Source organism: Mycolicibacterium llatzerense (assembly GCF_000878195.1).
Classification (GTDB): domain Bacteria; phylum Actinomycetota; class Actinomycetes; order Mycobacteriales; family Mycobacteriaceae; genus Mycobacterium; species Mycobacterium llatzerense.
The window spans coordinates 49,210-71,350 of record NZ_JXST01000035.1; the positions used below are offsets into that span (position 1 = coordinate 49,210).

A 22,141-nucleotide genomic window follows, 5' to 3' on the forward strand; every position below is an offset into this window, starting at 1 on the left:
ATGACCATTTCCACAGCCATCATCGGTGCCGGGTTCGCCGGTATCGGCGCCGCCATCCGGCTGAAAGACCAGGGCATCACCGATTTCGAGATTTTCGAACGCGGCACCCGGGTCGGCGGCACCTGGCGCGACAACACGTATCCCGGTGCGGCGTGCGACATTCCGTCGCGCCTGTACTCCTACAGCTTCGCGCCGAACCCGGACTGGTCGCACACCTACTCCGGCAGTGACGAAATCCTCGGGTACATCGACAGCATGGTCGAATCCTCGGGCATCGCAGCGCATATCCGGTTCGGCCACAACGTGACCGGCCTCGAGTATGACGAGGTGGCGGGGGAGTGGACCGTCAACTTCGAGGGTCGCGAACCGGTCCAGGCGCGCACCGTCATCGTCGCCTCGGGTCCGTTGGCGAACTGCAGCTTCCCGAAGATCACGGGCATCGAGACCTACGAAGGTCACAAGATCCACAGCGCCCGTTGGGATCACGACTATGACTTCACCGGCAAGAAGGTCGCGGTAGTCGGTACCGGTGCGAGCGCCGTGCAGATCATCCCGGAGCTCGTCAAGGTTGCCGATTCGGTCAAGGTCTTCCAGCGCACGCCCGGCTGGGTGCTGCCGAAGCCGAACGCGTCGACCGGTGGCTGGCTGAAGCAGCTCTACCGGAACGTCCCGCTGGCCGAGAAAGTGGCTCGCTCGGTCTGGTTCTGGGGGCACGAATCGGTCGCTCTCGGCGTGGTGTGGGACACCCCGCTCACCAGGGTTGTAGAGGCCGCGAGCTTGGCCAATCTACGCCTGCAGGTGAAGGATTCGTGGCTTCGCCGGCAATTGAAGCCGGACTTCTCGGCCGGCTGCAAACGGCTGCTGATGACCAGCGACTACTACCCGGCACTGCAGGCGGATAACTGCAAGTTGATCACGTGGCCCATTGCCCGGTTGTCGCCCAAGGGAATTCGGACCGTCGAAGGCATCGAGCACCAGTTCGACGCCATCGTGTTCGCCACCGGCTTCGAGGTGTCGAAGGCCGGCACTCCAATTCCGATCACGGGTATCGACGGCCGGGACCTGGCGTCGGAGTGGAGCCGGGGCGCGTACGCCTACCGCAGCGTCGCGGTATCCGGTTATCCCAACCTGTATTTCACCTTCGGACCCAACTCCGGCCCCGGCCACAGCTCGGCGCTGGTGTACATGGAGGCGCAGATCGACTACATCGTCGAGGCGATCTCCAAGCTGCTGCAGTTCGGCTGGAAGTCGCTCGACGTGCGGCCCGAGGTACAGGCCCGCTACAACGAGGACATCCAGCAGCGGCTGCAGTCCACGACGTGGAACTCCGGCTGCCAGAGCTGGTACCTGACCGACGACGGCTTCAACGCGACGATGTTCCCGGGGTTCGCCACCCAGTACGTCAACCAGTTGAAGGCGGTCAATCTGCACGACTTCAAGATCACTGCTGAGCAGACCAGCGGTGCCTCGATCCTGACCGCATAGAATCCGCTGGTGGCTGAGTACCGGATCGACGACCTCGCACGCGAAGCGGGGACGACAACCCGGAACGTCCGCGTCTACCAGGAGAGCGGCCTGCTGCCCCGGCCTCAGCGCCGGGGCCGGGTCGCGATCTACACGGATCGGCACCTGAGCCAGTTGCAGGCGATCGTCCGGCTGCTCAGCGAGGGCTTCACCGTCAAGCACATTCTGAAGTTCATCACCGGCCTGCAGCGCGGCGAGGGACTGGTCGAGGTGCTGGACCTGGCGGAGCTCGAAGAGCTGGTGATCTCGCCGTGGTCGAATCCGCAGACGCAGACCATGACGCGCGAAGAGCTGGAGATGCAGCTCGGCCGGCTGGACGGTGCGACGCTGAAACGGCTGGTCGCCGGCGGCATCATCGAGTCGACGGACGACAAGGACTCGTTCCTGGTGCCCGACCGTCGGGTGATCGACGACTTCGCCCGGCTCATCTCCCGAGGCATGCCGTTGGCGGCGATCCTGAAGACCACCACGGCCGTCGACAAGAAGCTCGACGACGCGGCCCGCGCCATGACCCGCGCGGGACACACCGAGGTGGTCCGGCAACGGGGGACGGGCTGGTATCCCAGCAATGACGTCGAACTTGCCTGGGCTGCCGACCTGATCGACGCCATGCGGCGGGTATCCCGCCGTTCCGCACACGCTAGCCTTGACCGCGCGTTAGATGAAGCGGTGCGTGCCGAGCTTCGGCAGTACCAGCAGGAGGCCAAGGACCAGGAGGCTCCTGCCGAGCGGAAGGCGTGAGTGATGGCGCGGGCGAACAAGCACGAGCAGGCTCCAGGCAAGCCCAGGCGCGGGCCGAGGACGCTCATCCAAGCGGTGTTCGCGTTGATGGAGGACGTAGCCGAGCTACGTAAGTCGGCTCAGTTCATCGCGGAGAATATAGCCGAGCTGAGCGTGAGCGCTGCGGGCATCGACCGGCACGCGGAACTGATCGCCAGCCAGATCACCAGCCTGACCGAGGCCGCGGCCGGTATCGACACCTCCGCCGAGAAGATCGCCTTCGGTGCCAATTCGATCGCCGCCACGCTGCCGAGTCTGCAGCGGCTCGCCGAAGTCGTCGAACCGCTGGACAACACGGTGGCGCGGCTCGGGTGGTTCGTCGACCGGATTCCGGGCGGAAAACGTAGCTAGTCGTCAATTCTTGTTCTGGCAGAACGGAATTCGTCCTGGGTCGTCAATTTCGATACCCGTGCCGCTCGGCTATTGCCACCCGCCGGACATCGGAGGAACGTATATCGGTGGACCGGCGGCGCCGCTGGGGCGCTGCCCCGATATATAGAGGGGGTGGGTCGTGTACGCACGCTCTACCACTATTCACGCACAGCCCTCGGCAATCGACGCAGGAGTGGCTCACCTCCGCGATGAAGTGATGCCCCAACTCCAAGAGCTCGAAGGGTTCGTCGGTATGTCGCTGCTCACCGATCGGGCGTCCGGGCGGTGCATCGCCACCACGGCATATGAGTCCGAAGAGGCCATGAAAGCCCTCGCTGAGCGGGTTCGGCCGATCCGCGCACGGGCCATCGAGATGTTCGGCGGCGCCGCGACCGTCGACGAGTGGGACATCGCCGTCATGCACCGCGCGCACCAAATTCCCGAGGGCGCGTGCGCGCGGGTGACCTGGGGACATGCCGATCCGGCGAACGCTGACGCCGCGATCGACTACTTCAGGTCGAACATCGTGCCCGACACCGAGGCACTCGAAGGCTTCTGCAGCGTCAGCCTGATGGTCGATCGGGCCACCGGCCGTGGCGTGTCCTGCACGACGTTCGACAGCCGGGAAGCCATGGCGCGCAACCGCGCTCAGGCTCAGACGATCAAAGAATCGCGACTGCCCGCAGCCGGCGCGACCGAGCTCGACGAGGGCGAGTTCGACGTGGCCTTCGCCCATCTGCGGGTGCCTGAACTGGTTTAGGCACAGGCGCCGAACCGACCCGAGGACCGGATCAGAACTGTGCCGGGTCGCGTTCGGCTGCCCCGTGGGTGCGAGCCAAGAATCTCCCAAGCGCCGGGCTGCATGCTTCATTCACAAGTCAGCAGCAGATCGACGACAGTGTCGACGACCAAGCAGAGAGGTTGAGTTCCCATGACGCGACGAATCGCACGACTGGCCGCGGCGGCACTGTTGTCCAGCGGGATGAGTCTGGCCGCCTTCGGATTGAGCGCCGGCACCGCCCAAGCAGAGCCCTCCTCGGGTACGTGGTGTCCGGGCCAGCCGGTCCCCGGAGGCTTCACCGAAGTTGACTGGGACTGGACGACCTGCCATCGGTACAACTTGGTACACCGCGGAAACCCACCCCAGGTCGTTGGCATGACCGCGGAAGACGGCTGGTACGGGGGCCACCCCCACTATCGCTTGGTTGCGGGCGAGAACACCAACGCGACCTGCCAATTCTTGGGGTGCCCGTAGCTACGACCGGCAGGGCTGAGGACAACACGGTTTCCGACTCCAGTGCTACGTCGAGTGTGCGGGATTTGTACGCGGATTTCGTGGTTGAGCCTCGAAAGCTGCACACTCGGCGTAGGGGTGTCGCGAACATGACTAGCTGCCGCTGACACGACGTTCAACAGCCGAGAAGCCATTGACCGCAACCGGTATCGCGCCCGGACCATCAAGGAATGCGCATGAAGGAAGCTGGCGCCACAGACTGTCGGATAGGTATCGTCAACCGTCGACGATTAGTGAGCCTAATCGTCGACGACTGGCGCTTCCGGCTAGACCACCTAAGCGTCGACGGTCGCGGGAACGGGCGTCGAGTGTGTCGTCGCGGCCATCGGCTTGCTCGGCCACCAGATGCGGTTGCCGATCATGGCCATGGCGGCCGGCACCAGCACGGTGCGCACCAGGGTGATGTCGATCAGCAGGCCGACGCCGATGGTGAACCCGATCTGCAGCAGGTTGATCACCCGGCCGCTCATCAACGCGAACATGGTGAGCGCGAACACGATTCCGGCGGTGGTGATGACGCTGCCGGTGCTGCCGAAGCTGCGCATGATGCCGCGGATCATGCCGTCGCCGGACTCTTCGCGGATGCGGGCGGCGAACAGCATGCTGTAGTCCGCGCCGACGGCGATGAGCGCCATGAAGGACACCGGGAACACCGACCAGTCCACGTCGACCCCGATGAGGTGCTGCCACACCAGCACACTGAATCCGGCGGCAGCCGCGAACGACAGCGTCACCACGGCAACCATGAACACCGGCGCGAGGATGCTGCGCAACAGCGCGATCAAGACCAGCAACACTCCCAGGATCGCCACGATGCCGTACATGGCGAAGTCGTGCCACACCTGGTCGCGCATGTCGGCCGAGAGTGTCGCCAGACCCGTGCTGGCGAAATGTGCCTTCTGCAAAGAGGTTTCAGAGGCGGCCTGAACCGCGGCCGGAGCCAGTGCACGCGACGCGTCCAGCGCCTGGGCGCTGTACGGATTGATCTTCCAGATCACCAGCATGCGCGCTGTCTTGCCGTCGGGGGAGAACAGCAGGTCCTGGGCGGCCCGGAACTTCGGGTCGGAAAAGCCTTGCGGCGGCAGGTAGAAGCCGCTCGCGGGGCCGTCGGTGGTGTGCGTGCTCAGGGTTGTCAGATAGTCCGTCGCCTGGCCGAGTCCGTCGGTGAGCCGGCCGGACATGTCGACCACCCGGTCCACGCCGCCCTTGACCTGATCGAGCCCGACCGCGAGGCGGGTCATCCCGGCGCTGAGCTGATCGGCGCCACGGACCAGCTCTGCCAGCTGGACGCGCGCCTGCGCCGGCGAACCACCCGGCAGGTTCGAGACCATTTTCTGCAAGGTGGCCAAGGCATCTCGGATGGCCGGTTCGGCGGCGCGCACCTTCTCGACGGTGACCTGGGGGATTGCACTGAGGCGCTGGGTCTGCACCAGCGCGCGGCTGACCGCGCCGTTGGAGATGGCGTCGAGGTCGGCGATGTCCGCCCGCGCGCGGCTGCACACCGGGTTCATCAGGCAGTCCGGTCCGGGTTGCGGATCCAGCGCGGCGCCGAGTGCCGAACTCACCAGCCGGCCGGCGTCAGCGACCTGTGCGTTGCCGTCGATGGCCTGCAATGCGGCGTCGAGCAATCCGGTGGAGGAGCTGAGATCGGCCAATGCCGAGCGGACATCCACGGTGCCGTCGGTCAGCGTCGACAGCCCCGCGCCGGCGGCCTGGTAGCCGTCGAGTACCTGATGGGCCAGCCCGGTCACTTGCTTTATGCCCGAGACCAATTGGGGAAGCTGGGTCACCGCGGAGGCGGCGCCATCGCGCAGCTGAGCCGCACCGGAGTCGAGCCGGTGCATGTCGGGGACGGCCTTGTTGACCTGGTTCTTGGCATCGCCCAGCCGGTCGGCCACAATGCCGGCCTGGTAACCGATGGTGGTCTGCGGCAACTGCTTTCCGGCCGGTCGGGTCATCGAGCGCACGTAGGCGATCTCGGGCATGCCGGCGATGCGGCCGGCGACACGGTCGAGTGCGGCCAGGTCGTCGGTGTTCCGCATGTCATGGTCGGCCGAGACGATCAGGTACTCCGGCGCCGCCTCGTTGACACCCCAATGGGCGTAGGTCTTCTGGTAGCCGATGGCGCTCTCGGTGTCGTCGAGCTGCATGGAGTTCTCGTCGAAGTTCACCCGGAAAGTCGTGAGAACCATTGCGGAACTGAGCAGCAGCACCAGCGATGCGGCCACCAGCACTCCCGACCGGCGGATCATGGTCGACCCGATACGGCGCCAGCGGCGGTCGTTGAGGGGCCGGGGTTCGGCCAGGCCGCGCCCGCCGAGGATCGACAGCAGGGCGTAGGGCAGTGACATCGACACAGCCAGGCCGACGACGATCGCGATGGCGATCGGTGGGCCGGCGGCCTTGAACATGCCCAGCTCGGTGAACCCCATGGCCGTGGCGGCTGCTGCGATGGTCAACATCGACGCGATCAGGATGCCCGAAACCCGCTGTCCGGCTTGAGCTATCGCATCGGCGACGGGTACCTGGCTGCGCCGGGCCTCGTGATAGCCGGCCAGGATGAAGATGGCGTAGTCGGTGGCGGCACCGAGCAGCATCGCGGTCATCAGGGAGATGGTGAAGTTCGAGACGGTGAGTACCCCGGCCATGCCCAGCAGCGACACGATCGGGCGGGCCACGCCGAGGGCGATGCCGATGGTCAGCAACGGGACCATCGCAGTAGCCAGCGACCGATAGACCATCAGCAGCACCAGGGTGATCAGCAGGACGGACACCGCGGTGATGATCAGCAGCGAAAAGTCCATGGCGCTGAACAGATCGGCCAATGTCGGTGACGGCCCCGTGAGGTACACCCCGACCCCGGGCGGTTTGGGTAGGGCCTGGAGCTGGTTGCGGACCTCGATGGTGTTCTTGTGTGCCTTGGTGGACCCGACGTCACCGGTGCCGGCCATCACCAGGTTGATCGCCTTGTGGTCCGGGCTGAGCGCGATGTCGCGCAACTGCGGGTTGTCGTAGGTGTCGAGCACGTAGGCGACGTTGGCCTTGTCGCGCTGCAGGGTGGCGACGATGTCCCGGTACAGGGCCTCGTCGGCCGCGTTGATGCCGCGCTCGTCGACCAGCACCACGCTGCCCACGGCGGACGACCGCGGGACGCCGAACGCGTCGGACATCTCGCGCAGCGTCTGCGCGGCCTTGATGTTCGTGGGCATGAACGGCGCGGAGTGGGCTGCGACGGTCTGTTCGAGCTGGGGGATGGCCACGTTGAGAAGCCCGGCCACCGCTATCCAGAAGCCGATGACCAACCACGCCCATTTGGCGCAGAAACGGCTGGTTGCAGCGAAAAACCTGCTGTTGTGCCCCACTGGGACCCCCTCGATTCGAGACCGGAACTACACCGTTCGGTCTACTATTGGAGGGAGACGCTAGTAGACCGAACGGTATGCAAACAATGCCGTAGGACAGGGAGATGCATCACATGAGTGCCCGCGACCGGCTCGTCGTCACAGCCATCGATCTGATTCGGCGCCAGGGCGTTTCGGGTACGGGACTCAGTCAGCTGCTCGAACGCAGCGGTACCGCACGCCGGTCGCTCTACCTGAATTTCCCTGGCGGCAAGGCCGAACTCGTGGCTGACGCGACCGTCACGGCGGGCAACATGCTTGCCGACGGCATCGACCGGCTGATCGGTGAGCGGGGTCCGGTGGGCGCTGTACGGGCCTTCGTCGAGATGTGGATCGCGAATCTGACCAGTAGCGACTTCGAGATCGGCTGCCCGATCGTCGCGGCCGCGCTCGGCCGCAGTGAGGCCCCCGGAGCGGCCGACGCCGCCGGTGAGGTCTTCCTCGACTGGGAGCGCCGGATCGCTGCCGGGCTGGAATCCGCTGGGCTGTCAGCCGACGATGCGGCCCGTCAGGCGACGCTGACCGTGGCGGCGGTGGAGGGCGCCATTGTGATGTCGCAGTCGACCAAGTCAGAACTGCCGCTACGCCGCGTCGAGGAAGCGCTTGTCGAGTCGGTGGAGCAGCTCCTGCGTTAGGCGGACTGCGCGGGTGGTACGTCGGTGGCCGTGCCAGAAAGGCACTCGTCGATGAAACTGGCCATCCGCGCGTACGCCCGACGGCTCTCGGGCAACCCGGGAAATATGGCCGGGAACGCGTGGAGCTGACTGGGCCAGGCCGTGACCTCGCAGGAGCGCCCCGCTTGGTGCAGCCTGTCCTGCATCCGCTCGGCGTCGCATAGCAGTGATTCCGTTGCGGAGACGACGATCAGGGACGGCGGCATCGCATCCATGGGCCCGGACATGGGCTCCAACTGGTCGAGATTTCCAGTGGGGCAGATGCGCTCGGTGATAACCGGGAAGCCGGCAGCGATCCCGAAGACGTCCGTCGACGCGGTCGAATGCGCAGCGCGCGCGGTGTTGTTCAATTCCAGCAGGGGCGAAATGCCTACCACCCCTGCGGGACTCGGGAGCCCGTGCTTCGGAGCCTGCTGCGCGGTGGCGAACGCCAGGAATCCGCCGGCCGAGTCGCCGGCGATGATGACCTTGGCTGGATCGACGCCCCGGCTCAGCAGCTCGCGGTAGGCGCCGAGGCAGTCCTGGATGGTCGTCTCCAGATCGACTTCGGGGTACTGCCGATATTCGATGTGTACCAACGGCAATCGCGTGACGCGCGAGAGGGCGGCGACGGCACGCAGGTGGGTGTTCAGATCACCGAGGACGAATCCGCCGCCGTGGAAATAGAGGATGACCCCGTCCGTGATCGGCGCGTCGACGTCAGCGGGCGAAACCCACTCGGCGGGCAGATCGTTCCAGGGTTCGGCCACCAATCGAACGCCGCGCGGCAGTCGACGCCGCTGCAGACTGGCGAGCCGGTTGACGTTGTGCCCCACCCGCACGATCCGGCGTGACGTGGCCTCGTACCCTGCCCTGGTCAGCGCGCGAATCAGGATGCGGGCCAAGAACAACGACGCGAAGAAGTGGATGATGCGGGCGCGCAGGCTGGCCGGTTCGGTGGCATAGACGATCGGGAGGGCTGCCATCTACTTCTCCAATTCCACGAGCACGGGTGCATGATCGCTGGGCTGCTTGCCCTTTCGTTCCTCGCGGACGATCTCGCCGTGAGTGACGCGGGCTGCGAATTCCGGTGAGCCCAGCACGAAGTCGATGCGCATGCCCTGCTTCTTGGGGAACCGCAGCTGGGTGTAGTCCCAATAGGTGTAGACCCCGGGACCCGGGGTGAACGGGCGCACCACGTCCGCGAATCCGGCGTCGTTCATGGCCCGGAACGCGGCGCGCTCCGGCTCGGAGACATGCGTCGAATCCTGGAACTCGGCCATGTCCCAGACGTCCTCGTCGGTCGGTGCGATGTTCCAGTCGCCCATCAGGGCCAGCGGCATCGACGGGTCGTCCGCCAGCCAGCCGGTCGCGGTATCCCGCAGGGCGGAAAGCCATTTCAGCTTGTACGGCAGGTGCGGGTCGTCCAGCGTCCGGCCGTTGGGCACATACAGGCTCCACACCCGGACCCCGCCGCAGGTGGCGCCGATGGCGCGAGCCTCGTCGGCGTCCTGCCACTGAGGTTGGCCGGTGAAACCGATCTGCACGTCATCGAGGCCCACGCGGGACGCGATCGCCACACCGTTCCACTGGCTGAGCCCGACATGCGCCACTTCGTATCCCAGTGCCGCGAACGGCATGGTCGGGAACTGGTCGTCCTTGCACTTGGTTTCCTGCATGGCCAGCACGTCGACGTCCGCGCGGGACAGCCAGTCCGTGACCCGGTCGACCCGGGTACGGATGGAGTTGACGTTCCAGGTGGCGATACGCATGACGCTCCGATCAGACGGGTTCGGGAACTTTCAGTTCCCGACGCAGGGCGGTGAAATCGGTGATGGTCTTGGTGGCGACGTTGGCAACGGGCCGGGCATTGCGACCGGTGGCCTCGGACTTGGACACCATCACCACACCGTCGATGTACGGCTGAATGGTGGTGGCGTTCTGCACCGTTGCGACGATCACCAGCTGGAAGCCGAACTTGCGGAACGCCTGCAGGGCCTGCGAGGCGAACTGCGGGTCGGATTTGGAGAACGCCTCGTCGAGCATCAGCTGCGCGAAAACCGGTTTGTTGTCGCCGCTTTCGGGGTTGGCCAGGTTGAAGCTGAGCGCCCCGGCCAGGCAGAAGGCCATCAGCTTCTCCTGCTCGCCGCCGGAGTTGTCGCCGGCGTTGCTGTGCGTGCGGATCAGTTCGTCGTTGGCGACATCCCACTCGGCACAGTCGAACGTGAAGCGGTTACGCACGTCGAGTGCGTCGCGGGTCCAGGCCCGGTCCTCGGGGTTGTTGCCGGCCAATCGGTTTCGCAAGCGCAGGATGTCGGCGTACTGGTCGAGGATGGCCTTCTTGTCGCCCAGCCCCACCTCGGCGATGCGCCGCGAGATGGCCTTGACGATGTCGGTCAGCTCGGAGACCGCGACCATGCTGCGCGGGTTGGCGCGCAGCGTGAGTCGGGTGCCGCGGTTGAATTCCACTGCGCCCAAACCGGTGTTGACCCGGTCGATCTGCTCGCTGATCCGCCGGGTCTCCTGCTCGGCGACGCGGTGCAGCGTCAGGATCGCGTCGGGCGCCTGTTCGGTGATCAGCCGCATCATGCGGTCGTAGGCGTCGGGTAGCTCGCGCTCGTCGATGTGGCGGCACACCGCGACGTAGTCGTAGATGCGCTCGTCGAAGTCATCCGAGTCGTTCGGGATCGCGTCCGGGAACGAGGTGTCGAACGTTGCGACGATGCGTGACAGTTCCTCGTAGGAGCGCCGGCGGCTCTCGGTGAGCTGGTCGCGTTCGCGGCGGATGGCCGCGAACAACGCCTCGCGGTGCGGCTCAGGGTTGAGCAGTTCCAGCGGCACCGGAACGTCAGCGGCGTAGCGGCGCAACAGATCTGTCGCGTGCTCCGACACGTCGGCGGGGGACAGCCGGTCCTGCAGGTCCATCAGCTTGGTACGACGGCCGTCGAGATCGTCGCGCCGGGTCTGGATGGCGCCGCGCCGGGTCATCAGGGTCTGGATGTCGACCCAGCATTCCTCGGCGCGGGCCGACAGCGCCTCGATGTCGGGGTGGTCGGCCAGCAGCAGGTCGTACTGTTCGCGGAGCCGGTCGGCATGGCCTTCGGCGGTGTCGGTGTCGATCTGGCTCCACTGCGGGAACTGCTCGTAGACGGCCTTGCAGGCCGCGGCCCGGTCGCGCCAGCGTTGCCGCTGCGCCGCAATCTCATCCGCGGCACGGCGGGCGGCGCTGAAGGCCTCCTCGGCCTCGGTGAGCTCGGTGTGCAGCGCCTCCAGCTTGGCGCTGATGTCGCCCTGATAGATGTACTCGGACGGCTTGATCGGGCGCCGGTCGTCCTTGATGGCCAGCCGGTCGGAGTCCTTGTACAGACCCGTGTCGGTGACGGCGCGGCGGAACCGCACGAACACGTCGGGGGTGTCCACGCAGATGTGGTCACCGGCCGCGGCGATCACATCTACGGCTTCGGCGGCGCAGGCGTGCTTCGGCTTGACCAGGAACAGCTTGCCCGCCAACGTGTTCGGTTCTGCCTCGCGACCGGAGGAGCCGGCCCGGACGTGGTGCAGCGCCAGGCGTCCGCGCATGTTGGTCTCGTTGACGAACCGCAGCACCTTGGCGTAGTGCTGATCCGGCACCAGCAGCCGCAGGCCGACCGAGCGCAGCACCTTCTCCACCGCGAGGCGCCACCGCGTGTGCTCGGGCTGCAGATCGAAAAGCTCGGCGACATAGGGCAGTTCGGTGGGGTCGATGCCCACACCCGCGCAGATCTGGTCGCGCATCGTGACCGCGGACTCGGGCAGCGCCGAGCCCACGTGCTCCACGCGCTTGAGCTCCTTGGCCGCGTTGTCGCGCAGGATTCGCGCCGACTTCTGCGCGTACTCGGCGTCGGTGGAGGTATCGCGGCCCCACTCCAACTTGCCCAGCATCTCGGTGGCCTGCCGGGTCAACTCCTCGCGCAGATTCCAGAATTCGTCGGCGCTGTCGGGCACTTCCACGCCCAGGGCCGCGACCATCTCCTCGTAGCCCGCGCGCCGGCGGGCCACATCGTCGGCCTGCGCCTCGGCCGCGGTTACCTGCGACTGCAGCGGGGCGACATTCGCCGATGCCCCGTTGATCTGGGCATTGAGCGAATCGCCCTCGGCCTTGGCCAGATTCAGCTGCCGGGTCAGGTCGGCGTTCTCGTGCTCCAGCTGGTCGATGGTCGCGTCGAGCGTCTCGATCTCGGCGGGACAGTGCCGCAGCCGGACGTGGTCGGTGTAGGCCCGCACCATCGGCAGGTCGACCAGATCGATGATCCCGAGGTCGGTCGACTCGGAGGCGTAGCGCACCTGGATGGCCTCGATGTCACCGAGGATCTTGCGCTTGCGCTGGGCCACCGCGAGCAGTTCACGGGCCTCGACGAGGGGATCGATCTGCTTGAGGGCCTCGGGCAGCCGCGCCAGGCTGTCCGGTTCGTCCAGCATGAACTCGCGGACGAACTGCTCCAGTCCACCAACGCTTTTCAGTGACTTGGCCTTGCCGAGCAGCTGCTGCGCGGCGTCCGAGGCCCGGATGCCGATCGAGGCGTACAGCTGCGCGAGGTACTGAGACTCGACCTTGGTGGTGAACCGCCAGCCGTTTTCCTTGAACACCCCGGTGTCGAACCGGCCCGCGGCCCACCGGTTGCACACGTCCTCGATGTCCAGATCGCCGTCGCCGATGACGAACCGGCTCGAGGAGTCCGAACGTGATTCTCCGGTAAGCCATTTGAGCACCAGGCCGGTGATGGTGCGGCCGGTGTTGCTGGTGTAGCTGACCGCGACCGCGGACCACGTGGTGCCGTCGCCGCGCAGGTACATGACCTGACTGGTACCCGCGTCGCTGCGCTGGCCCCACGCGCCACGGACGTACTTGTCGACGGTGCGGCGACCGGCGCTCGAGCCGGCTGCGGTGTTGTCGCCGGAGGCATTGAAGTTGCGCCGGTTGAACGGCAGGAAGCCGAGTGAGATGGCGTCCAGCAGTGATGATTTGCCGCTGCCGGAGGCGCCGGCGACCAGCGAACCGCCGGCACTGAACGGAATGGTGTGGTAGCCGTCGAACACACCCCAGTTGATGATCTGGAGCCGGGACAGGTGGAACTGCTCAGACATCTGTATCGGATCCCCCAGTGCCCGTGAGTTGTTCGAACTGCTGTTGCAACTCGGTGATCACCGAGGCCGTCATCACCGCGGTGATCACCGGGCTCACGGTGTAGCTGTCTTCGTCGTCGCGGCTGCGGCGCAGGATGTCGAGACCGGTGAGACGCGCGATGGCGGCGTCGATCCGGGCGGTGAAAGTCACGGCGTCGCGGTCGGTTTCGTTGAGCACCCCGGTGAACATGCCGTGCATTTCGTCGCGGCTGATCAGGAAGCTCTGGTCGCCGCCGGCGCGCATCATCTGCGCCAGGTGCAGCGCCAGAATCGAGTCGTAGGTGCCCAGCGGCTCGCGCCGCAACACCTTGATGCCCTTGGCGGACTCGTAGCGGGCCTGCTCGATGAACGCGATGTCCACGCCTTCGGAGATGCGCAGCTGCAGGTCGAGTTCGGACAGCCGCACCGACAATTCGTTGCGGTACTCCAGGATCCAGCTGTAGATGTCGCGATCGGATTCGCTGCTGATGTAGCGGCGGGTCAGCAGGTGCTGCAGTGCCCAGCAGGCCCGGTCTGGCATGGCGCTGACGTCGCCGTCGAACCGGGGCCGACGTTGCTGCGCCACCCGGCTGGCGCCGTCGACCTCGGGAAGTGAGGCGAAATCGATTGGGCTGTCGGTCATTATTGGTCTCCGCCAAGGCTAGTCATGTAGGGCTCCCGCCACCGCAACAGGCTCGGTGAACATCAGATACGGCACCTCGATCTCGCGGTCTCGGCCGTCGAGCGAACGGAAGCGCACCGACATTGTGTTGTCACTCGGGTCGCCTGGTGCCGAGGGTTGCTTGAGGGCCCACGACCACAACACGATGACGTGGCCCAGGTACGCCGAATCCAGCAGTGCGACGGCCTCGGCCAGCGAGACCGGTCGGCGGGCGACCGCGGAATTGAGCATCTCGGACATCGCCGGTGCATCGACCTGGGTGGTCAGCGCCGCGAAGCTGGACAGGTCGACGTCGCCTTGTGCCGCTTCAGCCTGCCTGGGTGCCGACAGGTCGCCGATCTTGAAGCTCAGCGCGCCGATCGAGCTGATGGCGTGACGCGCCAGCGGGACTTCGATGTCCAGCCGGGAGTCGGTCAGTGACGACTTCAGCAGCGTCCGGGCCGCGCCGATCGCCTCGTTGAGCTGCCGGGCGACGCCGCGGCTGGACTCCATGGTGCCGACCGCGGTGAACCGCTTGACCCGCTGCGCGCAGCGCTGCTGGATGCGTTCGACCTCGTCGATCTGATGCCCGATCAGCTCGAAGAACCCGGCCATCACCTTGCGCAACGCCGGGTCCAGTTCCGGGAGGGCAGAGGCGACGGTGGCGATGTCGGTCTCGAATTCGGCGCGCTGGTCGGGGTCGTTGATCATCCGCAGGAACGCCCGGTGCGAATCGCGGCCCGCCGAATCCCACGCCGCCTGATAGTCGGCGTACATCTGGCGTTGCCGGTCGCGGTACTCGATGTTGGTGTCGATGGGATCGTCCAGCGCCTGCGTGGCCTGCTCGATCATGGTGCCATACAGCCCGATGTCGGTGATCAACCGTTCCATCTGCAGCGCGATGGCGCGGGCCTCGTCGTACATGTCGGTGACGTCGGGCTCGGGTCGCAGGCCGGCTTCCAGCTCGTCGAGCTCGCGGTGCAGCGCGGCGATGTCGGCTTCGATGCCGGCCCGGATGCGGTCGGGGTCATTGCCGGCGCGGGTGGCGATCTGGCGCATGCGGGATGCGATGCCACTGATCGAGCCGCCCGTGGCGATGCTGTCGCCCCGGCGCATGCCGCGGACGAAGTCGAGTGCGCGTCGCGCGTCCTGGGTCAGGTAGCAGACGTTGCGTTCGGCACCGGCACGGTTCTCGGCCACCCGATGCAGCCAGCCCTGGCTGGCCCACAACTTGATCAAGGCGAGGCCGGACTGGCCGAGCTGATCGTCGGTCTCCCCTAGGGCCGCCAAATCGCGTTCCAGCCGGACCACCAGCTCGGTCTCGGCGACCGTGCCGTCACTGAGATGCCGCTCCATCAGGGTGGCGTACACCCCGAGGTTGTTGGTGGCCAGCAGCCGGACTGCGCGCGAGCCCTGAACGTCACGGTTGAGTTCGAGCAACTCGGCCGCCGACAGCGCCGCATTCTCTTGCACCCGCAACCCCTGACCAACCTGACTCTTCGGTGCGTTCCACCGCCGGTCCAAGATACTTGGCGAACTGCCGGTCGGCGTCAGCGGTGGCTCGGATCTGAGGCCCGAAAGGTGCTTGCTGATATTGCCGGGGATGCTCCGTCCCACATTTGGTCTCAGTATGTGGACACCGGCCGGTGTCCACACCGCTGTCGTCGCGGGCGGGCGCAGCAACTGCTCCCAGACGCCGATCCGGCCCGTACCCGATTTGCTCGGGACGGGTACGGGGCGTCCCGGGCGAGCCTCACCTGTCGCGATCGGTGCATGTGAGATCCGAGTCACGATCGCGACGTGGTGTGTTGCCGGTCACGACGCAAATATGGCGCCTGAGCATTACTAATCGGAATATATCGGGGCGGTGGGTCCATGTGCTCGGGGCCTCGCGGAACGGTCGCTCGGCCACGTAAATGGGTTTGCCGACTGGCCATTTGCTTGGAAGGTTAGCCGGACTATTAATGGTGGTTTACCGGCTAAGACCATGACCTGCATGGTGTGGGCTGTGAAGTAACGGCGGTCGCTATTGATTCGTTACGACTTCGTCAAAAACTCTGGATTAACTGAGTTACTCGTCGGTAAATTACCCGCCAGTAAGCAGACAACCGGAGGAGTTTGTTCATGAATGTTGCGGTCCGTCGCCATACCAAGGCGGGTATCTGTGCAGCGACCACGGCGGCCATTGTGGTCAGCCCGCTGCTGCCGTCGATGCCTGCCGCCGCTCACCTTCCGGCGCTGCCTTCGGTCAGTACCGCGGCAGTGCAGCTGACCGCGGCGTACAACCCGCTGCAGCCATGGCTTGCCGCGTTCAACACCGCGTCCGAGAACGCGAAGCGCATCGGCGCAGAGGTTTCCGAAGCGCCGGCGGTGCTGCTGCAGCAGTTCCTGGCGAACCAGATCAGCCACGTGGGGGCAATCCTGCAGAACCCCGGCAACATCGGCGCCGTGATCCAGGACGTCGGCCAGAACGTGAAGTCGGCGATCACCGCCGCCACGCTGCTGGGGACCAAGCCAGAAGACTGGACCATCGCCGATTCGAATGACGTCTGGCACGGCCTGGTGGCGCAGATGCTGCCGAACATGCTCCCGACGGCCGGCAACCCGCAGGCCTCCGCGATCGTCACGCAGGTGGTCAACGTGCTGGCGTCACCGCTCAGCGGCGTGCTGATGGGTTTGGTGGGTCCCGGCATCAGCCCGGTGGTGGCGCTGGTCAACAGCATCACCAAGATTGCCACCTCGCTCGCCAGTGGTGACGCGATGGCGGCGGCGCAAGCTGCCATCAACATCCCGGCGGCAATGGTGAACGGCTTCCTCAACGGAGCCAACCTCAACCTGGATGTGCTGGCACCGCTGATCACCAAGACCATGCCCGCCGGTAACGAGCTGCAGAAACTCAACATCCAGTTCGGCGGCCTGTTCACTGCCGGCGTGACCGGCATGGACATGAGTGGCATCGGTGGCTCGATGCTGAACTCCCTCGGGCTGACCGCCCTCACGTCGCTTGCGCCGAACGATCCTCTGACCATCGCCGGCCAGGGCATCGGGCCGATCGGTGCACTGGTGAACCTCAGCCACCTGCTGGCCAAGGCCATCGGCTGGAGCGGCACCGGTAATCCGCTGGCCCCCAAGGCGCCCGACGCGAATCCGGCTGCCGCCACCCAGGTGTCGGTGACCAAGGCGGCCACGGACAACTCGATCACCTCGATCCCGCAGCCCGCGTTGGCGGTGACCCCGGTGAAGGCCGTCGCCCCGGCCTCGGCCAAGCCGGAGACCCCGGTCAAGGCGGAGACGCCAGTCAAGACCGAAACCCCGGCCAAGGCCGAGACCCCCGCAACTCCGGCCACGCCTGCGACTCCCGCGACCCCGGAGACGCCTGCCACGCCGGCGACCCCGGCGACGCCCGCAACACCGGCGACGCCGACGAAGGCCGATGACCACAAGTCGGACACCAAGTCGGAATCGACCAAGTCGGATACGAAGTCGGACGCCAAGTCGGAAACGAAGTCCGAGACCAAGAAGTCCGAAACCAAGGCGGGCAAGCAGAAGTCGGAGAAGCCGAAGCCCGTCAAGAAGCCGGCTCCGGCGAAATCCACTGCAAGCGAGGGTGGTTCGTCTCACGGTGCCGATAGTGGTGCCAGCTCGCACGCCTCGAGCAAGTAGTCAGCAGTCGGTGGGTCTCCCTGCTCGGGGGAGACCCACCGATTCCCGCCCAGAACTCTCCGTCAGTCAACCGAGCGCTTTGTCGTGCCCACATCAACCCCGATCAACTCGGAAAGAAGGAGTCGTTCTCATGGATTCAGCGGTCCGTCGCCATACCAAGGCGGGTATCTGCGCAGCGACCACGGCGGCCATCGTGGTCAGCCCACTGCTGGCGTCGACACCCGCCACGACCCACCTGCCGGCGCTGCCTTCGGTCAGCACGGCCGCGGTGCAGCTGACCGCCGCGTACAACCCGCTGCAGCCGTGGCAGGACGTATTCGAGACGGCCGGAGCCAGTGCGCAAAGACTCGGCAAGGAATTCGCCGCGGCGCCGGCCGTGCTGCTCCAGCAGATTCTGGCCAACCAGGTGAGCCACCTCCGCACGGTCCTGCAGAACCCGGGCAGCATCGGGACAGTGCTCGGTCAGGTGGTGAAGAACGTGCAGTCCGTGGTGCAGGCCGCCACGCTCTTGAACACCGACTACAACACCGGTCAGGCCTTCGGATCGCTCGACGGCTGGCACTACATGGCTCTCAACATCATGCCGAAGTTGCTCCCGACGGAGAATGACCCGCGGGCGACGCAGGTGATCACCCAGGTCCTCAACTTTCTTGCCTCTCCGCTCAGCGGCGTCCTGATCGGCTTGGCGGGTCCGGCGATCAGCCCGGTGGTGGCGCTGGTCAACAGCCTCACTGCGGCCGGCGCGGCGCTGTCCACTGGTGACGCGATGGCCGCACTGCAGCACGTGATCAACATTCCGGCGAAGGTGGTCGGCGGTTTCCTCAACGGCGCCAACCTCAACCTCGGCGCGCTGGCGCCACTGATCAACGGCTCCGGACTCCTGACCCATGAGACGACCCTGCACGATCTGAGCATTCAGTTCGGTGGGCTGCTGACCCCCGGCGTCACCGGGGTGGACCCCGTCACCGGCGCTGCCAACAACATCGGCGGTTCGATCCTCAACTCGCTTGGTCAGGTCGTCACCACCGGAGTCATGGGTTTCCCGCTCGACCTGCCGATCGCCGGCCAAGGCGTCGGACCGATCGGTGCGCTGATGTCGCTGGGGCACATTCTGGCCAAGGCCATCGGCTGGAGCGGCACCGGAAACCCGTTGGCCCCCAAAGCGCCCGCCGTGAATCCGGCCGCCGCCACCGAGGTGTCGGTGACCAAGGCGACGACCGACAACTCGGTCACCTCGATCCCGCAGGCCGCTATCGCGGTGAAGCCGGCTACCCAGGTCAAGCCCGCCACCCAGGCCGGCTCGGAGACTCCCGCTACGCCCGCGAAGTCCGACAACCTGAAGTCGGAGACGACGAAGCCGGAGGCAACCAAGCCCGAGACGACGAAGCCGGAGGTGACGAAGCCGGAGGCAACCAAGCCCGAGACGACGAAGCCGGAGGTGACGAAGCCGGAGGCAACCAAGCCCGAGACGACGAAGCCGGAGGCGACGAAGCCGGAGGCGACGAAGCCGGACTCGACCAAGTCAGACACCAAATCGGACACGAAGTCAGAGACGAAGTCCGAGACCAAGAAGTCGGAGACGAAGTCCGAGACCAAGCCGAGCAAGCAGAAGTCGGAGAAGCCGAAGCCTGTCAAGAAGGCGGCCCCGGCGAAATCCACTGCAAGCCAAGGTGGTTCGACCCACGCAGGTGCCGACGCGCACTAGCTAGAACCTGCCGAGACTACGGTTTCTCGTGTGCCGACGATGTCGCGCGAGAAACCGTAGTTTCGGCGTCACAGCAATACGTACCTAGCGCGGTGATGCAGCCGGAAACCCATCGACTCGGCCAGCGCTATCGCCGCGGTGTTGTCGTCTTGGACCCGAACGTAGGCGTGCGTCGCACCGCGGCCCGCAGCCCAGGCGAGCATCCCCGCGCAGACGGCGCGGCCCAGTCCGCGCCGATGCTCCGACTCGAGCACGACGACGTCGGACAACCCCGCCCACACCCTGCCGCCGGGCGCCGTGGTCACCGCGACACGCCCGATCGCGACGTCGTCCACCGTGGCGAACGCCACCTCTCCGTCGACGACGGCGCTCAGTACCTCGGCAGACACGTCCGCCCCGTGAATCCGCAGCCACTGATCGTCGGGTTGCGACGGCAGCGCGGCATCCGAACCGCCCGACAGGGCGAGGGTCAGCACCCGATTCGGCTCCACGCCCTCGGTGCGGACCGGCAGCAACCGTTCCGGCAGCGCCATCCACGGCTCCAACCCGAGTGCGGCATACCAGTCCGCGATCGCCGGCAACGCCGTCAGATCCGACGAAAAGAGCAGCGGCACAGCCGAGTTGGTTCGCTTGGTTGGTCCACCCGCCCGCAGCAGCCAGCCGTCGATCCATTGCTGCCGCGTACCCGGCCAGGCCAGCGCGGCGGCATGCTCGACCGCGCGAATCTCCGAATTGCGCACCGGGGCGTGTGACAGCTCCCGGACCGACATCACGTCAGTCGGGCTGATCTCGACGCGCTCACCCGATTTGGTGCGCACCACCACGAACGGGCTGAGTGCCTCGATGTGGCCGACGACGTCGGTGAAGGCCTCAACCTCCGACTCGGGCAACCGGTAGCGGAGCGAGACGCGGCTACCGACGCGCCCGCCAGCGGGCATCAGTGCCCGAACGGGTCGTCGACCTCGCCCGGCATCCAGCTCAACCCGGGCACGCCCCACTTGTTCGACTTCACCATCCGCTTGGCGGCGCGCGCGTTACGGCCGATCAGACAGTCGAGGTACAGGAAGCCGTCGAGATGCCCGGTCTCGTGCTGCAGCATGCGAGCAAACAGTCCGGTGCCCTCCAGCTCGACTGGTTTGCCCTCGGCGTCGACGCCGGTGACCTTGGCCCAGGTGGCGCGGCCGGTCGGGAACGATTCGCCGGGGACCGACAGGCAGCCCTCGTCGTCGTAGTCGGGGTCGGGCATGGTCTCGGGGATTTCCGAGGTCTCCAGCACCGGGTTGATCACCACGCCGCGCCGGCGCTCGGTCTGGCCGCGGTCGTCGGCGCAGTCGTAGACGAACAACCGCAGCCCGACACCGATCTGATTGGCCGCGAGGCCCACGCCGTTGGCCTTGTCCATCGTTTCGTACATGTCGTCGATCAGCTCGGCGACATCGGAGGGAAGGGATCCGTCGGCGCCGACGGTCACCGGAGTGGTCGCGGTGTGCAGAACAGGGTCACCGACGATGCAGATTGGACGTACAGCCATGAGGAGCAATCTTAGGCGGACCATGATCCAGCGGTGAGGCGCCAGCCGCGTTGAGGAGTTCGGCAAATGTAACCGTGATCCGACTCGCGGGTAACGATCACGGCTCAATACCGTCCGCCGTGGTTGAATGTTCGCCGAACCACCTGGTGTGTCCCAGATCCGTTGTGACGTACGAAACAGGCTGGCATATACCGAGATCAGAGAAAGGGTCCAGGGGCGAAATGGACGGCGCTATGGCGCGTACTGAGCGATCCGGGGACGACTCTGAGCTCGCCGACGGGTTGACCCGTCGCGAACACGACATTCTTGGTTTCGAACGTCAGTGGTGGAAGTTCGCGGGTTCCAAAGAGGACGCCATCAAGGAGTTGTTCTCGATGTCGGCGACCCGGTATTACCAGGTGCTCAACGCACTGGTCGATCGACCTGAGGCGCTGGCCGCGGACCCGATGCTGGTCAAGCGACTGCGCCGGCAGCGGGCCAGCCGGCAGAAGGCCAAGGCTGCGCGTCGGCTCGGTTTCGAAATCACCTAGCTTTTCTGCCCTGAGGGTCCGCCTCGATAAGGTGGGGAGCAATGAATCAGCGAGAGTCTTCCGGACTACCCCTGCGCGCCATGGTCATGGTGCTGCTGTTCCTCGGTGTCGTGTTCCTGCTCGTGGCGTTCCAGTCACTGAGTTCGGACAGCAGCTCCGAGTCGAGCTCGTCGAGCAGCTCCAGCAGCGCCGCGTCCGCCAGTGCGACCACGACGTCGACGACGCCCGCGCCGGCCAAAGCCGACGTGAAGGTCTTCAACATCTCCGAGGTTGCCGGCGCGGCGCAGACCGTCGCCAACAAGCTGCACGAGGCGCAGTGGAACGTGACGGAGACCGATAACCTGAGCGTGGACGCCCCGCCGGCCGCCACGACCGTGTATTTCGGTGACGCGGCCGGGGAGAAGGAAGCCGCCGAGGCGGTCGGCAAAATCCTCGAGGCGCCGGTCGAACCGCGTATCCCGGCGCTCAATGACAAGGGACCGGGCGTGATCGTTTTGGTGACCGGTTAGGCTCTCGGGCATGCCGATCTCAGCTCCGATTCGCTTCCTTGCCGCCGCTGCGGTCATCGCGCCCGTGGTGGCTGCGTGTGCCCCTCCGGGACAGGTTCCCAGCTCCGTGCCCGGCACCACGCCGGCGGTCTGGACCGGTGTCGAGCACGCCCCGCAGGGCCATGGCGAGAAGGCCGGCGAAAAGGCTGCCCCGCAGGCGGCGCCGATCGGCGAGAAGCTGGTCGCCGAGCTGAAGACCCCCGACGGTGCGACGGTCGCGACCGCTGAGTTCCTGTTCAACGGTGGCTTCGCCACCCTGACGGTCAAGACGACCGAGGGCGGCGTGCTGGCACCCGGCTTCCACGGTCTGCACATCCACTCGACCGGTAAGTGCGAG

Annotated in this window: 18 protein-coding genes; 10 read left to right on the forward strand and 8 right to left on the reverse strand. The window is 66.1% G+C overall.

Translation table 11 applies throughout. From position 1 onward, the window contains the following. From TL10_RS21935 to TL10_RS21950, 4 genes are all read left to right on the forward strand, one after another. The gene (locus tag TL10_RS21935; RefSeq protein WP_043987326.1) at window positions 1-1,485 is read left to right on the forward strand and encodes a flavin-containing monooxygenase; all 1,485 of its coding nucleotides are present in this window, start codon (window positions 1-3) and stop codon (window positions 1,483-1,485) included. A 9-nt stretch (window positions 1,486-1,494) separates the two neighbouring features. Next, window positions 1,495-2,265 (forward strand): MerR family transcriptional regulator, encoded by a 771-nt coding sequence (locus tag TL10_RS21940; protein WP_043401137.1) that lies wholly within the window; start codon window positions 1,495-1,497, stop codon window positions 2,263-2,265. Between the two features lie 3 nt (window positions 2,266-2,268). Next, complete coding sequence (locus tag TL10_RS21945; RefSeq protein ID WP_131630788.1) at window positions 2,269-2,655, forward strand: hypothetical protein; 387 nt, start codon at window positions 2,269-2,271, stop codon at window positions 2,653-2,655. A gap of 160 nt (window positions 2,656-2,815) precedes the next feature. Beyond that, on the forward strand, window positions 2,816-3,436 hold the full coding sequence (locus tag TL10_RS21950; RefSeq protein ID WP_043401140.1) for a hypothetical protein: 621 nt from the start codon (window positions 2,816-2,818) through the stop codon (window positions 3,434-3,436). Window positions 3,437-4,245: 809 nt separating this feature from the next. On the opposite strand, the gene TL10_RS21955 is transcribed toward TL10_RS21950, so the two are convergent. After that, window positions 4,246-7,332, reverse strand: coding sequence for an MMPL family transporter (locus tag TL10_RS21955; protein WP_052506500.1), 3,087 nt, complete (start codon window positions 7,330-7,332; stop codon window positions 4,246-4,248). Window positions 7,333-7,445: 113 nt separating this feature from the next. Here TL10_RS21955 and TL10_RS21960 point away from each other — a divergent pair, with 113 nt between their 5' ends. After that, window positions 7,446-8,006 carry a TetR/AcrR family transcriptional regulator gene (locus TL10_RS21960; protein ID WP_043402029.1) on the forward strand — a complete coding sequence of 187 codons (561 nt, stop codon included), beginning with the start codon at window positions 7,446-7,448 and terminating at the stop codon, window positions 8,004-8,006. On the opposite strand, the gene TL10_RS21965 is transcribed toward TL10_RS21960, so the two are convergent. The 5 genes from TL10_RS21965 to TL10_RS21985 are packed head-to-tail and all read right to left on the reverse strand — an operon-like array spanning window position 8,003 to window position 15,300. Further along, complete coding sequence (locus tag TL10_RS21965; RefSeq protein ID WP_043401147.1) at window positions 8,003-9,010, reverse strand: alpha/beta hydrolase; 1,008 nt, start codon at window positions 9,008-9,010, stop codon at window positions 8,003-8,005. The genes TL10_RS21960 and TL10_RS21965 overlap by 4 nt on opposite strands. Then, a complete protein-coding gene (locus tag TL10_RS21970) occupies window positions 9,011-9,796 on the reverse strand; it encodes an exodeoxyribonuclease III (RefSeq protein ID WP_043401150.1) in 786 nt (261 codons plus the stop codon). 10 nt (window positions 9,797-9,806) lie between these two features. Beyond that, window positions 9,807-13,148 (reverse strand): ATP-binding protein, encoded by a 3,342-nt coding sequence (locus TL10_RS21975; RefSeq protein ID WP_043987328.1) that lies wholly within the window; start codon window positions 13,146-13,148, stop codon window positions 9,807-9,809. Continuing rightward, window positions 13,141-13,809 carry a DUF4194 domain-containing protein gene (locus tag TL10_RS21980; protein ID WP_043401156.1) on the reverse strand — a complete coding sequence of 223 codons (669 nt, stop codon included), beginning with the start codon at window positions 13,807-13,809 and terminating at the stop codon, window positions 13,141-13,143. Before TL10_RS21980 ends, TL10_RS21975 begins: the two co-directional genes overlap by 8 nt. Before the next feature lie 18 nt (window positions 13,810-13,827). Further along, a complete protein-coding gene (locus TL10_RS21985) occupies window positions 13,828-15,300 on the reverse strand; it encodes a DUF3375 domain-containing protein (RefSeq protein WP_192830282.1) in 1,473 nt (490 codons plus the stop codon). 651 nt (window positions 15,301-15,951) lie between these two features. On the opposite strand from TL10_RS21985, the gene gjpA (TL10_RS21990) reads away from it, so the two are divergent. Together gjpA (TL10_RS21990) and gjpA (TL10_RS29760) are read left to right on the forward strand one after the other, a co-directional pair. Further along, window positions 15,952-17,490 (forward strand): outer membrane porin GjpA, encoded by a 1,539-nt coding sequence (gene gjpA, locus TL10_RS21990; RefSeq protein WP_043987329.1) that lies wholly within the window; start codon window positions 15,952-15,954, stop codon window positions 17,488-17,490. A gap of 130 nt (window positions 17,491-17,620) precedes the next feature. Beyond that, entirely contained in the window at window positions 17,621-19,195 is a 1,575-nt protein-coding gene (gjpA, locus tag TL10_RS29760; protein ID WP_052506501.1) for an outer membrane porin GjpA, read from the forward strand. Window positions 19,196-19,263: 68 nt separating this feature from the next. Here the strand turns inward: gjpA (TL10_RS29760) and TL10_RS22000 are convergent, their stop codons facing one another. Both TL10_RS22000 and TL10_RS22005 read right to left on the reverse strand, forming a co-directional pair. Beyond that, window positions 19,264-20,133 carry an N-acetylglutamate synthase, CG3035 family gene (locus TL10_RS22000; RefSeq protein WP_043987331.1) on the reverse strand — a complete coding sequence of 290 codons (870 nt, stop codon included), beginning with the start codon at window positions 20,131-20,133 and terminating at the stop codon, window positions 19,264-19,266. Then, window positions 20,133-20,726 (reverse strand): peptide deformylase, encoded by a 594-nt coding sequence (locus tag TL10_RS22005; protein ID WP_043987332.1) that lies wholly within the window; start codon window positions 20,724-20,726, stop codon window positions 20,133-20,135. The genes TL10_RS22000 and TL10_RS22005 overlap by 1 nt, the downstream gene beginning before the upstream one ends. A 221-nt stretch (window positions 20,727-20,947) precedes the next feature. Here TL10_RS22005 and TL10_RS22010 point away from each other — a divergent pair, with 221 nt between their 5' ends. The 3 genes from TL10_RS22010 to TL10_RS22020 all read left to right on the forward strand — a co-directional run. Beyond that, entirely contained in the window at window positions 20,948-21,256 is a 309-nt protein-coding gene (locus tag TL10_RS22010) for a nucleoid-associated protein NapA (protein ID WP_029105136.1), read from the forward strand. A 41-nt stretch (window positions 21,257-21,297) separates the two neighbouring features. Further along, the gene (locus tag TL10_RS22015; RefSeq protein WP_043401170.1) at window positions 21,298-21,765 is read left to right on the forward strand and encodes a LytR C-terminal domain-containing protein; all 468 of its coding nucleotides are present in this window, start codon (window positions 21,298-21,300) and stop codon (window positions 21,763-21,765) included. Between the two features lie 10 nt (window positions 21,766-21,775). Next, window positions 21,776-22,141, forward strand: a 366-nt coding sequence (locus TL10_RS22020) for a superoxide dismutase family protein (RefSeq protein ID WP_043987334.1), incomplete at its 3' end; no start/stop codon positions are given.